Here is a 14,106-nt window from a genome sequence, read left to right on the forward strand (position 1 = left end):
ATTCTTTCGACATTTCTCATATAGCGAAAAATAAACATACCGTTATTACAACAAGTAACGGTATGCCGAAAACAAATTTCTTTTTATGCGTTTTATGGTGAAACATATACATACCGATCCAAGCTCCAACCGCTCCTCCAGCTGCCGCTGATAAAAACAACGTGCTTTCTGGCGTTCTCCACTGTTTCTTCTTGGCTTTTCGTTTATCAAGCCCCATAAGGCTAAAAGCTATAACATTAATAATAATAAAATAAATCCATTTCATCGCTTTCTCTCCCTATGAAAAATTCGCTTAATGGTAACATGAAAAAACGATAGAAACAACTGAAGAACACTTTTTAGCAAACTAGTTTCATTCCTTTATTTTAATTGATTATCTTTACATTTATATAATCAATATAAAGCGCGATTACAACTATTAAAAAGAAAGATGTTATGAACAGAACTTTATATTTCACTTCCTTCACCCACCACAACCACATCATCAAAAAAACTTCTCTCAATCTCTTTCTCATCAAAATGAAGAACAACAATTAACCCTACATATAAAGAAACGAAATTCAAAAACCATTCCCCATTATCATCTTGCTTAGCTAAACATTTAAATATCTCTTGAAATTGCATACGTTCATCAGAAGCAACGATCGGACGCACACCAAAATATTTCAACACAAGATTTAACTTAAGATTTATAGATAAAGACAAACTATATTTTAAGAGCTCTGTATAATTTGTAACATTTTTTTCGCTATACAGTTTCACAAGCATTTGATGTAAAGTATGAATCGATAATTCTACGTCAGTCACTTTTGTTGTTTCTATCGTTTCAATCATCTTTTTCATATCCATCACATTCACCCCTTCTGAAAAAACTTTAAAGCCAGAGAGTATTTAATTCATAATGTGCAATAATTGTGCATTTCTCTTCTCTCGTTCTTCTTCACTGACTAAGTCATACTTTTTTAATAAATGAAAGATGTCGTTTAATATTTCCTGTGAATGTTTATTTTGCAAAAATCCATTCAAATCTTTGAAAAGAATTTCAGATAAAAAATCCTTTTGACTTTCAAGCTTATTCATTACATCTTCAATAGAATGATCAATATTACATGCCATATTAAACTTCCTCCTCTATCCTCTATAAATAATATCTTCTGCTAATGCAGTAAATACTTCTCCAACGAGAGAGTCTTCATCATATACAGATGAATCGTTATTTTCTTCACGTTTTGCAAAAGGTATTTGTGCAATTACTTCCGTTTGCAATTGTTCTGCTAACATTTCGCCGCCCCCTTTTCCGAAGAGATAATTTTTAAATCCATCTTGCTCTTCGTAATAAGCCATATTTTCCACAATTCCTACAATCTCGTGTTTTGTATGTTTTGCCATTACACCTACTCTAGAAGCTACAAATGAAGCTACATTGTGCGGCGTTGTAACGATAATTTCTTTCGCTTGTGGGATCATCGCTGCAACATCAATGGCAACATCTCCTGTACCAGGTGGTAAATCGAGAAGTAAATAATCTAAATCTCCCCAGTGTGTATTCGCAAGGAAGTTTTGAATCCATTTATTTAACATCGGTCCACGCCACATGACTGGATTATTTCCTTCTGTAAAAAATCCCATTGACATAATTTTAACACCATGACTAACGACTGGAATTGCTGTTTGATCAATCATTGTTGGTTTTTGATTCGTTTCCATCATAGCCGGAATGCTAAAACCATATATGTCTGCATCTAAAATCCCAACCTTTTTACCCATTCTAGCTAAGGCAGTAGCAAGATTAATTGTCACCGTTGATTTTCCGACTCCGCCTTTCCCACTCGTTACAGTAATAAAATGTACACCTGAATCATGACGGAGCATGCTTGGCATACCTGTTTCTGTTCTACTATTTTTCTTTAATTTTTCTGTTAGCATAGCTCTTTCTTCTTGTGTCATCGAACCAAATGTTACATCCACTTTAGATGCACCAATTGCGTGAAGGGACTCTTCCACATCTTGTTGAATTTTCGCCTTTAACGGACAACCTTGAATGGTTAACACTACTTCAAGCTTAACCTCTGTTCCATGTATTTGTACATTTCTAACCATATTTAATTCTACAACACTTTTGTGTAACTCTGGATCCTCTACATGTTGTAATGCGTTCATTATTTGTTCTTGAGTAAGCATAGAGCTCATCCCTTCTCTTATTCTAATTTATATATAGCATCTTCTTATTACTTCAACTGATGAAAGTTTCCATCTATTTTTTAATGTCTTTAATAGTCATCGTTGCGAGAAAGCATTATTATCCCCCACTTACAGGCGGGATTAATGCGACGATATCTCCAGCTTTTATCATCTCTTCATTCGTTACAAACTCTTCATTAATTGCAACCATTACTGTATCCAAAGATTGCAAATGATAACTATCTTTCAACCATTCATTTAATTGTCCAACAGTCATTTCTTTTTTTTCTGAAATTATTAATTGATCCGATCCGACTTCCTCACGCAAATTTGCAAACAGTAAAATTGTAATCATTTTCTCATTCTTCCTTCTTCGGTTTTCCTTCTGGATATGATGTATTTTCAAGTTGATCTCCAATCCACATCGTTCCATCTTCCCAAAATTCTTTTTTCCAAATTGGAACGATGCGTTTTATGCGTTCAATCGCGTACTCATTCGCTTCATAAGCTACTTTACGATGCGGTGATGAAACTGCAATAACTACCGCAATATCCATTATTTCCAGCAGCCCTACACGGTGCGTAATGGCTACTTGTGCGTCCGGCCATTTCCCGTTAATTTCCTCACCAATTCTTGTAAGTTGTTTTACTGCCATCGGTTTATATGCTTCATACTTTAAATGTAGCGTTCGTTTTCCTTTTGTTAATTCTCTCACCGTACCAATAAATGTTGTAATCGCACCCGCTTCTCTTCTTGCGACTTTATTCGTTACTTCTTCCACTAAAATTGGTTTTTCTACAATCTCAAATAGTGATTGCCCCATTAGAAACACCTCTCTTATAAAATGTCCAAGGCCATTCACTACCTTCGTTATCTTCTAATAAAAGAACATCGACAAACATTTCTTTTTTATATCCTCTTGTCCCGCCTGGCAATACGATAAAAGCGTTCGATTCTGCTAATGAAGAAACCGAGCTAGACTTATCAAATCCTGATGGATATGCAATTAATTGCCCTTCATTACATGTCAGTTTTGCTCGTACAAATCTTGTAAATGGATTTGGTTTCAGAAAATCTTTTCCTAATAATGCTTTTTCTCTTTTCAAATGCGCTTTTTCACTAAACATATACGCACGAATACATGGTCTTACAAACAACTCAAATCCTACATAACATGCTGATGGATTTCCTGATAAACCAAATAATAGCTTGCCATTTAATTGTGCTACAGTCGTTACACTTCCTGGTCGCATTGCAACCTTATTGAAAAGAACGGATGCACCTAACCTTCCATATATAGCTGGTAAATAATCGTAATCTCCTACTGATACACCGCCCGTTGTAATGAGCATATCTACTTGACTTAACGCATCTTTCACAGCTGTAAAACACGTATCAAAATCATCACTAAACTTCCCAAAGTATTTTACTCTTCCGCCCACTCTTCGAATTTGAGACAGTATCATGTACGTATTACTATTTCGAATTTTCCCTGGCTCTAACGACTCATTTACATCAAGTAATTCACTACCAGTCGCTAATAGTCCAATTACTGGCTTTTTCGCAACTGGCACTTCACTATAACCGAATGTAGCAAGAAGAGCTGAAATACCTGGATTAATGTACGATCCTTTCTTTGCAAGCACCGTTCCTTTACGAGCATCTTCACCTTGAAAAGAAATATTATCACCCGTTTTGAATGAGCGTTTCACTTCCATATAATCGTTCCCATTATCCTCATATTGACGAGTCAGTTCTAACATAACAACCGCATCACAATCATTTGGAATTTGTGCTCCTGTCATAATTCGAACTGCTTGAAACGAACCTACTTTCTCATCGAATAGTGATCCTGCACCAATTTCACCAACTACTTCAAATACAATTGGCGTTTCATAACTTGCTAAATTCGTATCTTCTGCTCTAATAGCAAACCCATCATACGGTGAACGATTGAATGAAGGTACGTCATGATCAGCTACTAAATCCTCCGCTAACATACGTCCGTAAGCTAATTCAATAGGTAGTAGCTCTTTTAAGCCATTGTTAGCAAATCCCATCACTTTTCGAATAGCTTCTGCAACCGTAATTGGCACTCTTCTTCCCATTATTGACAATCCTTTCTATTAACCGAATAAGCGATAATATAGTTGTTTCGCTTTTGGAATTTCGTTTGTACCATGAATGAACACACGACCATCTTGAAAAATAACGACGCGATAATCCTCTAATTGACAAGATAGTAAATATGGATTCCGCTCTACTTCCCCAAGTTTTTTTAATACTTTTTCTACGTCATCAAAATTGTATTGCCTATTTTCTATTGATCTTATTTGAACTGTATTTCTTCCGCATAAAACAGCTACCTTCGTTTGGTTTTCGTATGATAAATAAGGATAAGCTCGATTTAAACCGCACGATGGACAATCGTCCGTTTTTATTTTTCCTAGTTTTATAAAATGATTTTGATTACTCCATATATCAAACATGAAAAACGTCTTTCTAATTACTGAGTAATCTTCCACTAAAATTTTGAGTGCTTCTGCCACTTGATATGCCGCAACGATTTGAACAGCTGGACTAATAATCCCAGCCGTGTCGCACGTCACACCTATAACGGGAACATTCTTCAGTACACAATGTAAACACGGCATTTTTTGCGGAATAATCGTATAACTCATACCGTACGATCCAACACAAGATCCATATACCCACGGAATATTATGTTTTTGTGATAAATCATTTATGATAAATCGAATATCAAAATTATCTGTAGCATCAATGATTACATCGACATTTTCTAATGGCCCTTCCATGTTTTCTACACTTGCATCCATTATGAAAGCATGTATTTGTACTTCTGAATTAATTTGTTCCAACCGTTTTTTAGCAGCAATTGCTTTCGGGATTTTCCCTCTTGCATCTTCTTCAGAGTAAAGTTGTTGTCTTTGTAAATTACTCCACTCTACGTAATCACGATCAATAATTGTCAACTTACCAATACCTGCACGCACGAGACTTTCTGCACTTGTACTTCCTAATGCACCTGCTCCTACAATTAACACATGCTTATTCCGAATTTTTTCTTGCCCTTTACTCCCGATTGGTTTGAACAACTGTTGCCGAGAATACCGCTCCTCCATTGCATACCCTTCCTTTCAAGAAATCTATTTCACATTAGAGTCTTGTTTTTGATAACAAGCAAAGTAAGCAAACCCTACAAATCCAGCTCCTCCAATGACATTTCCGATAAAAACAGGAACAAAGTTTTTAGCGAGGTCCAGCCACGTCAGATGACCTGCAAAAATAACCGCTGATATGACAAACATATTTGCTACTACTTGTTGAAATCCAATCACTACAAATGCCATAATTGGAATCCAAATCCCAATTATCTTTCCGACAAAATCACTCGTCCCGTAAGCGAGCCAAAGCGCAAGACAAACGAGCCAATTACAACCAATCGCCAAAATTAAAGTTCTCCCAAACGATTCGTGTAACTTTCCTTCCGCTATCGCTAACGTTTTATTTAAATAATCTCCCTCTGTTAATCCGCCAAGATGTCCAAAGCAATACGCAACGAAAATTGCACCAACAAAGTTCATTACAGTAATCCAAGCCCAATTATTCAGTACACTTATCAATGTAATTTTCTTTGCATAAAGCGCCATAGACAGTGACATCATATTTCCTGTAATCAATTCTCCTCCTGCTAACACTACGAGCATAAGCCCAATAGGAAACACTGCTCCTCCTAAAACATTCACTAAACTTCCCCAATGCTCCGGCAAATTACCTAATACTCGAATGTTAAGTAAAAACCCTAATGATATAAATGCTCCTCCTAAAAAACCGAGAATAAGCATTGCTGGCAGCGTCTGGCTTACTTTTTGAACACCGGCCTCGATTACGAGTTCAGCAATTTGTTCCGGTTTATGAAATGCCATTACCAATTCCTCCATTTTCTCCAAATAAAAAAGCAGCTTCAAAAAACCTCCTGAAAATAAAGGTTTTTGAATGCTGCTTAATGTCTCTGCACATCTTTTACAGAGAGATCAATCATCACTTTTACTATGAAATAGAAAGTCCACATCTCTTGCACACTTTCCATTTTCCACTATTATGTCAGCCTTATATATTAACCACCGATATGTGACATTTCAATTTTAGGCATTGTTTTCTTATTAGTATGACTTAAGCGTTCGTCTGAATATCGATCTTCTCGATTATTCCAAATGTCGTGAATTACAGCTGTAATTTCCTCATCCGTATCCCCCGATCGAAGCAATGCTCTCAAATCATTTCCTTTAGAAGCAAATAAACAAGTATACAATTTTCCTTCTGCAGAAATGCGAGCTCTCGTACATGATGAGCAGAAAGAATCAGTTACAGATGAAATGATACCTATTTCCTCATCACTGCCTATATAACGGTACCTAGTAGCTACTTCACCTGGATAATTTGCTTCTATCCGTTCTAACGGCATAACTTCACGAATTGTATTTACTATTTCTTGTTTGGAAATAACTTCACCTAACTCCCAACCGTTATAATTTCCAACGTCCATATACTCAATAAAACGAAGAATATGCTTATTTTCCTTAAAGTATTGCGCCATCTGCAAGATGTCCTGTTCGTTTTTCCCCTTTTGAACGACCATGTTTATTTTAATTTTCATACCAACTTCAGCCGCAGCCTGTATCCCCTCAAGAACCCTTTGCACTTTGCTTCTATTACCATTTAAATAGAAAAAGCGCTCTTCTTCTAAGGAATCCAGACTAACTGTCACACGTGATAACCCCGCTTTATATAAATCAGGTGCAAACTTTTTAAGTAACGATCCATTTGTTGTTAAACCGATATCCTCCACACCATCTATTTTATTAAGCCGCTCAATAAGCTCTGGAAGCCCTCTTCGAAGTAACGGCTCTCCGCCTGTAATCCGTAACTTTCTCACACCTAAAGAAACGAAAATACGTGTTATCCTTTCAATCTCATCAAAAGATAAAATTTTATCATTAGACAAAAACGAATAATCAGGACCAAATATTTCTTCTGGCATACAATATCGACAGCGAAAATTACAGCGATCAGTAACTGAAATACGTAAATCCTTTAACGGACGATGCAATTTGTCTAATGTAATTGATTTCATCTTCCTTGCCTCACTTTTACTTATTTTATATTTAAAACACGTTCTGGATGCGTATATATATTTAAAGACTGATTACGAATAAACCCTATCGTAGTAATCCCTAACTCTTCCGCTAACTGCAAAGCTAATTCAGTTGGCGCTGATTTTGACAGTATAATTTCACAGCCGATTTTTGCAACTTTCAATAATATTTCTGAAGAAATACGACCACTAAAAACAATGATTTTATCTTTTATAGAAATATTATTTTTTAAACAATAACCGTAAATTTTATCTAGCGCATTATGCCTACCAATATCCATTCGGCCTAAAATAATACCATTTACATCACATAAAGCTGCGTTATGCACTCCGCCAGTATGTCGAAATGTATCCGCAGATTGCTGCATTTCATTCATTAAACGAAAACAATCTTCGACAGCAACCTTTACATGGACACCATTCATTTTCTTTACGCTTAGTGCATCATTTGCAAAAACAAACCCTTGCCTACTCATACCACAGCACGAAGTAATATAACGTTTATTTTGCATTTGTTCGTAATACGGGTTTATTTTTGTTGTCGTCACATGTACAAATCCTTCTTTCTCCTGTACCCATATGTGATCAATATCTTCATACTTCCGAATAATTCCTTCAGATGCTAAGAAGCCTATTACCATATCTTCTATATATTCTGGAGTACTAACCATTGTAACAAACTCCTGTCCGTTCATTTTAATTGTGACTGGAAACTCTGTTACAATGCTGTCCTCTATATGCTTAAACACCCCTTGTTCATAACGGAAAACTTCTCTTTCTACCTGTATCGGTTTCACGATCAGCATCCTTCTCTCACGTTATATTTTTATCAAAAACAAATACCGAAACAGCAATATCTTCTTCTACTTTCATATCTGAAAATAAGTTCACTAAGTTCGCTCCAACAAGTTCCTCCAAATGTTCACGAGAATTCGCAGCGTAAACTTCTTGAATCATTTTCGTTCTAGCCATATGAACCATTTCCGCGCCATCCATCGTACTTGAAATGAATTTCTCAGTAGGTGTTAAGTTCCCATACAGTGTTGCAATCGCCATATTTTCAGCAAATACAGTATGAATTCGTTCTGGTCCTTTTCCGAATAGTTCCTTTCGGAGTTTTCGTATCATATCATTAAATTCATGTACCTTTTTCGTCATAAAATCATACCTCCTAAAAGCCTCATTTTACTTTATTATATATTTTACCAAAATGATCTTTTCGCCCAAACTATTTCGTACAAATATTTGGACGAAAAGGTTAACTTCATGAAGTTTATTCGTCTTTTAATCCTTTACCCATACCTTTTAGGAAATGAAGACCAAACCCGATAGCACGGTTAATATTTGGATCTTTTAATACTTTCATAAGATCGAATATCCCCACTTTTTTATTACTTTCTAGATGCTCATTACCTTCTTCCAGTCCTACTAATAAACTACCTATAAGTTTTTTCGTAAGTTCTGGGTCAAGTTCTGTTAAAGCACCTGCAGCACCCATCATATTATTAATTAAATTTGTAACAGGTTTACGAGTTACTTGACCGAGAACGATCTTTGCGATTGGTTCTTTCGCTTTCAGCATAGAATTTGCTGCTTCTAGCATGCCAATATCATTTAATTCCCCGACAATATGAAACATTTGATTTAAAGCTTCTTCATTATTAGCTAGAAGCTCCTTTAAATCCTCTAACTTTTGCTGTTTTATTTCTTCCTCAGTTAATTCATGTTTTTGAATCGTTTTAATAGGTGCAGCCATATTTTTTCTCCTCCCTACTTATCCGTTAAATGTACATACCCTGGACGTGCCCACTTACGATCTACCTCAATACCAGCTTGAGGATGACGTTTTTTATTACGCGGGTTCGCTTTTGGCATCGGATTTTCGCCATTAACTTCTAACACTTCCATGCGCACTTTCGTCTGTTTATAAGCAGGTGTATTCGTACGTACGTCAACAGCAGGGCCTGTTAAGAAATTAATTGCCGATTCATTATCTGTAGAGTTCATCGGTACATATAACTCATTCGCTTTTACACGATCCGTTACAAGTGCCCGTAATTTTAGTGCTCCAAAAGGAGAAACAAGGCGCACTAATGAACCTGTTTTCACGCCACGTTCTTTTGCAAGTTCTGGAGAAACTTCAACAAAAACGCCAGGTACTTTCGTTTGAATACCTGTTGATTTATTTGTCATATTTCCTTCATGGAAATGTTCTAACATACGACCGTTGTTAATGTGAAGGTCGAACTCCGCTGGGAATTCAGCTGGACGTACCCAGTCAGCAATCGCAAAACGCGCTTTTTTATCTGGGAAATTAAATCCATCTTGGAAAAGTAGCGGTGTATTCGTTCCATCAAAACTTCCCCAATGGAAACTATTCCATCCTTCAAGTACTTCATAGTTTGCTTGTGAGAATAGCGGTGATAAGCTTGCCATTTCAGCAAAAATTTCACTTGGGTGACTATAATTCCAGTTTGCACCTAATTTATTCGCAATCTCCTGCACGATCCACCAGTCTGGCTTCGCATCACCAAGCGTAGGAAGAACTTGATACAATCTTTGCACACGTCTCTCTGTATTTGTGAAAGTACCTTCTTTCTCAAGAGATGGTGCTGCCGGTAATACAACATCTGCGTATTGAGCAGTTTTAGAAAGGAAAACATCTTGTACAACGAAGAAATCAAGGCTTGATAACACTTCATGTACATGATTTGCATTCGAGTCTACAAGAGCCATATCCTCTCCGACAAGATACATAGCTTTCATCTTTCCTTCTTCAATTGCGTGAAGCATTTCAATATTATTAAGACCTGGTTCACTATCAATTTCCACTCCGTAAGCCATTTCAAATTTCGTACGTTCCATATCGTTCGTAACGTGCTGATATCCAGGAAGCCATCCTGGTAAAGTTCCCATATCACAAGCACCTTGTACGTTATTATGACCTCGAAGTGGGTAGGCACCTGCACCTGAACGACGATAATTCCCTGTTGCAAGAAGTAAGTTTGAAATTGCAGCGGAAGTATCAGAACCACCTGTATTTTGCGTTACCCCCATACCCCAAAGGATACATGTACCATCTGCATCACGAATCATTTCAGCCATTTGGATAAGTGTTTCTGTTGAAATACCTGTTACTTCTTCTGCATATTCAAGTGTATATTCTTTTAAGCTCTCTTTAAAATCTTCAAAGAAGTTTACATTTTCATTAATAAACTCCTGATCATGCCAACCTTGATCAATCATATATTTCGCAACAGCCATTAACCATACTTGGTCTGTTCCTTGTTTTGGACTAATAAAGACATCTGATCGCTCTGCCATTTCTGTTTTACGAAGATCCGCTACAATTAACTTTTGTCCGTGTAATTTATGTGCCCGTTTAATACGTGTAGCTAAAACAGGATGACCTTCTGTCGGATTACATCCTACAATAATAACAAGACCAGATTGCGCAATATCTTTAATCGTTCCTGCATCACCGCCCATACCAATTGTACGGAATAAACCATCCGTTGCTGGTGATTGGCAATAACGTGAGCAATTATCAATATTATTCGTTCCAAATACTTGCCGAGCTAATTTTTGAATGGCATAATTGTCTTCATTCGTAATTTTAGAGGAAGAGATAAATCCGATAGAACCTTTGCCGTACTCTTCTTTAATAGCGCCTAATTTATTTGCAACTACATTCAGTGCTTCTTCCCATGTAGATTCAACAAACGTTCCATTTTTACGAATTAATGGTTTCGTAATTCGTTCTTTAGAATTTACGAAGTCCCAACCAAATTTCCCTTTTACACAAGTTGAAATTGCGTTAACTGGCGCATCTGAAGATGGTTGTACTTTAAGGATTTTACGCCCTTTCGTCCACACTTCAAATGAACAACCGACACCGCAAAATGTACATACTGTTTTCGTTTTCTTCGTACGAGTCTCACGCATGGCCGCTTCCACTTCTGATACCGCAAAAATACCGCTATATCCAGGCTCAACTTCTTTAATTAAATCTACCATCGGTTCAAGAATATCCGGCTTTAATCCCGTCATAAATCCAGCTTCACCAAGCATTGATTTCTCCATTAAAGCATTACAAGGACAAATCGTTACACATTGCCCACAGCTCACGCATGAAGAATCATTGATATCTACACCATTATCCCAAATAACACGAGGACGCTCGGCTTCCCAGTCGATAGATATCGTTTCATTTACTTGTAAGTTTTGGCACACCTCTACACATTGACCACATGCGATACATTGATTAGGGTCGTAGCGATAAAACGGATGAGTCATATCAACTTCACTTACATCTATTTTTGGTTCGTAAGGATATTTTTGATGTTCAATCTCCATTAATTCTGCAGTATTATGCAGTTTACAGTTCCCATTATTGTTGTCACATACCGTACAATATAATAAATGGTTTTCTAATAATCGATCCATCGCCTCTGTTTGTGCTTCTTTCGCACGACCAGAACCGAGTTCAATGTCCATACCTTCCGTCGCCACTGTCGAACAAGATCTCATCAACTTTCCATCAACTTCTACAATACAAGTGTCACACGTTTGAATAGGGTCTACTTCTGGTACATAACAAATTTGCGGATGTTCAATCCCGTTGTCATTAATGATGCCTAATATCGTTGAACCGGGCTCCGCTGTATACTTTTTTCCGTCAATTGTAATATGAACCATGTTGTCATTCATGGTCTTTCCCCCTTTTTGAGAATAAAAAAACTCCACCACGAAAATATACGCACCACATTTTGGGCACGTTATCATCATGGTGGAGTAGTGTATTAGCACATCTTGCTAAAATACCAATCCATTTATTCATAAATAAAACGATAGATTCATAACAGGTCATATCACGATTCCATCTTTAACACTATTATTATAGCGTTAAAGTTAAAAATATACAATATGTAATTTAAACTACGCATATGTCTGCATGCAACTATCCATAATAACCCATATAAAGTGAAACTTTAATCAGCCTTAACCAATCGGGCTTTTACGGGCAGCCCGTTAATCCGGGATAAAACATAACAAGGAGAAAGTGAACAAATGGGGTCTTTTAACAAATGGATACGCGGTGAAAAATCTTTTTCTGCACAAGAGCAAGCTGATCATACATTACATAAGCCTATTTCTTCTTCTCTTCCACTTAATTTAAAACACTTGTCCAAGTTATTTAGTGGTATTCCAGAATTAATTACACGTACTTTTCCGTTAAAAAACGGCCAAGAGGTTGCTCTTATATATATGGAAGGACTTGTAGATAAAACTGTTATTAATGTAGATATTCTTCGTCCTCTTTTATTTAAAGAGTGGAATGAGGACGATTTTTGGGAATCTTCCGTTTCTATCGGAAATATAAAAAAGGTTCAGAAGTGGACAGACATTGAACAATCCCTTTTACATGGTAAAAGTATTTTATTTATAGATGGGCAACTATCAGCTTTAGAACTAGATACGCAAGCGGCACCAAAAAGAAGCATTGAAGAACCTACAACAGAGACATCAATAAAAAGCTCACATGAAGGATTTAATGAAGTAGCGAGCGACAGTTTCGCTCTTATTTGCCGATATATCCCAAATCGCGAATTAAAGGTGAAGGAATTCACCGTTGGCGAGCGAGCAAGTTCTAAAGTTTTTTTACTTTACCTAGCAGACATCGCAAACGAAGATGTCATACAAGAAATGACATGCCGCATTGAATCAATAAAAGTGGATGCTATTCTTACTACCGGTGAATTAGAAGGTTTTGTTGAAGATAATTCATACACGCTCTTTCCACAATTATCAATAACCGAACGTCCTGATACGACGGCCCATCACATTTTGAATGGGCGAATCGCTGTTGTTGTAGATCGCTCACCCGGCGTATTAATTGGACCTATGACCTTTTCAGCTTTTTTTCAAACAATAGATGATTACAGCTTCAGGCCAATGATTCCATCTTTTATACGTCTCCTTCGTTTCACAGGGTTATTTATTGCAATTTTTGCTCCTGCTCTTTATATTGCTATGATTTCCTTTCATTATGAAGTGATTCCGCTTAAATTATTGTTAACAATCGGCGAGTCTCGTGCTAAAATTCCTTTTCCACCTATATTAGAAGCACTTTTGATGGAATTAGTACTTGAAATGCTCCGTGAAGCTGCGGTTCGGCTTCCGGGTCCCGTTGGACAAACGATCGGCGTCGTAGGAGGAATTGTAATTGGACAGGCTGCAGTGAAATCGTTATGAAAGCGCACTTCTTCTATTACAAAAGAAGGCTAATACACCAGTTTCTCTTACAATGAAGATCCCTTCTACTCGAGTTGAAAGTAATAGTAATTTAAAAGATACAGAAGGCAACGATTTCGTAACTATAAATGTTCTTAGCATGAATCGTAACATTCGTTCAGGCTATAGCGATAACCGTTTCAAATTTAATATTAAAATGAATTTAAAAATTGCTATATCTGAGATTACATTCAATATGGATTTAGATAAAGATAAAAAGAAATTAACTTCATTTATCGCAAAACAACTAAACAAAGATTTAAACGAATTAATTCACAAAATTCAAAAACAGCAACTGGATCCATTCGGATTTGGTGATTATGCGAGGGCTTTTCAATATAAAGAATGGAAGAAGGTTGAAGACGATTGGCCTAATTCCTTTTCCAAAGCTAGCGCAAAAGTAACACCGACTATCAAAATTTTAGAAAGTGGGATTATTAAATAAAAAACACGC

The 14,106-nt window shown here is 36.6% G+C and carries 14 protein-coding genes and 2 pseudogenes; 2 read left to right on the forward strand and 14 right to left on the reverse strand.

The features are described from left to right. Positions 1-16: 16 nt before the first annotated feature. The 14 genes from F0362_RS17310 to fdhF all read right to left on the reverse strand — a co-directional run bounded on the left by F0362_RS17310 (position 17) and on the right by fdhF (position 12,068). Entirely contained in the window at positions 17-265 is a 249-nt protein-coding gene (locus F0362_RS17310; RefSeq protein ID WP_000871326.1) for a DUF1294 domain-containing protein, read from the reverse strand. Between the two features lie 182 nt (positions 266-447). Beyond that, positions 448-849 (reverse strand): hypothetical protein, encoded by a 402-nt coding sequence (locus F0362_RS17315; RefSeq protein WP_000367294.1) that lies wholly within the window; start codon positions 847-849, stop codon positions 448-450. A 42-nt stretch (positions 850-891) separates the two neighbouring features. Further along, positions 892-1,116: a hypothetical protein gene (locus F0362_RS17320; RefSeq protein WP_000752368.1), complete on the reverse strand. Its 225-nt coding sequence runs from the start codon at positions 1,114-1,116 to the stop codon at positions 892-894. A 15-nt stretch (positions 1,117-1,131) separates the two neighbouring features. Next, positions 1,132-2,181, reverse strand: a complete 1,050-nt coding sequence (locus tag F0362_RS17325) for a P-loop NTPase (protein WP_000957522.1) — start codon at positions 2,179-2,181, stop codon at positions 1,132-1,134. 118 nt (positions 2,182-2,299) lie between these two features. Beyond that, the gene (gene moaD, locus F0362_RS17330) at positions 2,300-2,536 is read right to left on the reverse strand and encodes a molybdopterin converting factor subunit 1 (protein WP_000628491.1); all 237 of its coding nucleotides are present in this window, start codon (positions 2,534-2,536) and stop codon (positions 2,300-2,302) included. A gap of 4 nt (positions 2,537-2,540) precedes the next feature. After that, a complete protein-coding gene (locus F0362_RS17335; protein ID WP_000531609.1) occupies positions 2,541-3,005 on the reverse strand; it encodes a molybdenum cofactor biosynthesis protein MoaE in 465 nt (154 codons plus the stop codon). Further along, positions 2,986-4,290 carry a molybdopterin molybdotransferase MoeA gene (gene glp, locus F0362_RS17340; RefSeq protein ID WP_000533690.1) on the reverse strand — a complete coding sequence of 435 codons (1,305 nt, stop codon included), beginning with the start codon at positions 4,288-4,290 and terminating at the stop codon, positions 2,986-2,988. Before glp ends, F0362_RS17335 begins: the two co-directional genes overlap by 20 nt. An 18-nt stretch (positions 4,291-4,308) precedes the next feature. After that, the gene (locus F0362_RS17345; RefSeq protein ID WP_000392759.1) at positions 4,309-5,325 is read right to left on the reverse strand and encodes a molybdopterin-synthase adenylyltransferase MoeB; all 1,017 of its coding nucleotides are present in this window, start codon (positions 5,323-5,325) and stop codon (positions 4,309-4,311) included. Between the two features lie 24 nt (positions 5,326-5,349). After that, positions 5,350-6,129, reverse strand: a complete 780-nt coding sequence (locus F0362_RS17350; RefSeq protein ID WP_000863999.1) for a formate channel — start codon at positions 6,127-6,129, stop codon at positions 5,350-5,352. 191 nt (positions 6,130-6,320) lie between these two features. Beyond that, positions 6,321-7,337, reverse strand: a complete 1,017-nt coding sequence (gene moaA, locus F0362_RS17355) for a GTP 3',8-cyclase MoaA (protein ID WP_000836454.1) — start codon at positions 7,335-7,337, stop codon at positions 6,321-6,323. Between the two features lie 20 nt (positions 7,338-7,357). Next, positions 7,358-8,155 (reverse strand): formate dehydrogenase accessory sulfurtransferase FdhD, encoded by a 798-nt coding sequence (gene fdhD / locus F0362_RS17360; RefSeq protein WP_000802702.1) that lies wholly within the window; start codon positions 8,153-8,155, stop codon positions 7,358-7,360. Positions 8,156-8,171: 16 nt separating this feature from the next. Further along, a complete protein-coding gene (locus F0362_RS17365) occupies positions 8,172-8,516 on the reverse strand; it encodes a Na-translocating system protein MpsC family protein (protein ID WP_000163332.1) in 345 nt (114 codons plus the stop codon). A gap of 115 nt (positions 8,517-8,631) precedes the next feature. Further along, positions 8,632-9,114 carry a helical membrane plugin domain-containing protein gene (locus F0362_RS17370; protein WP_000729912.1) on the reverse strand — a complete coding sequence of 161 codons (483 nt, stop codon included), beginning with the start codon at positions 9,112-9,114 and terminating at the stop codon, positions 8,632-8,634. A gap of 14 nt (positions 9,115-9,128) precedes the next feature. Next, the gene (gene fdhF, locus F0362_RS17375) at positions 9,129-12,068 is read right to left on the reverse strand and encodes a formate dehydrogenase subunit alpha (protein WP_000999391.1); all 2,940 of its coding nucleotides are present in this window, start codon (positions 12,066-12,068) and stop codon (positions 9,129-9,131) included. A 360-nt stretch (positions 12,069-12,428) separates the two neighbouring features. Here fdhF and F0362_RS17380 point away from each other — a divergent pair. Further along, positions 12,429-13,607 (forward strand): annotated as a pseudogene (locus tag F0362_RS17380) (spore germination protein); the annotation flags it as partial. Next, positions 13,603-14,097 (forward strand): annotated as a pseudogene (locus F0362_RS17385) (Ger(x)C family spore germination C-terminal domain-containing protein); the annotation flags it as partial. The pseudogenes F0362_RS17380 and F0362_RS17385, both read left to right, overlap by 5 nt. Positions 14,098-14,106 lie beyond the last annotated feature (9 nt).

Origin of the sequence: Bacillus sp. BS98 (genome assembly GCF_008432245.1) — a bacterium.
GTDB lineage: Bacteria > Bacillota > Bacilli > Bacillales > Bacillaceae_G > Bacillus_A > Bacillus_A toyonensis.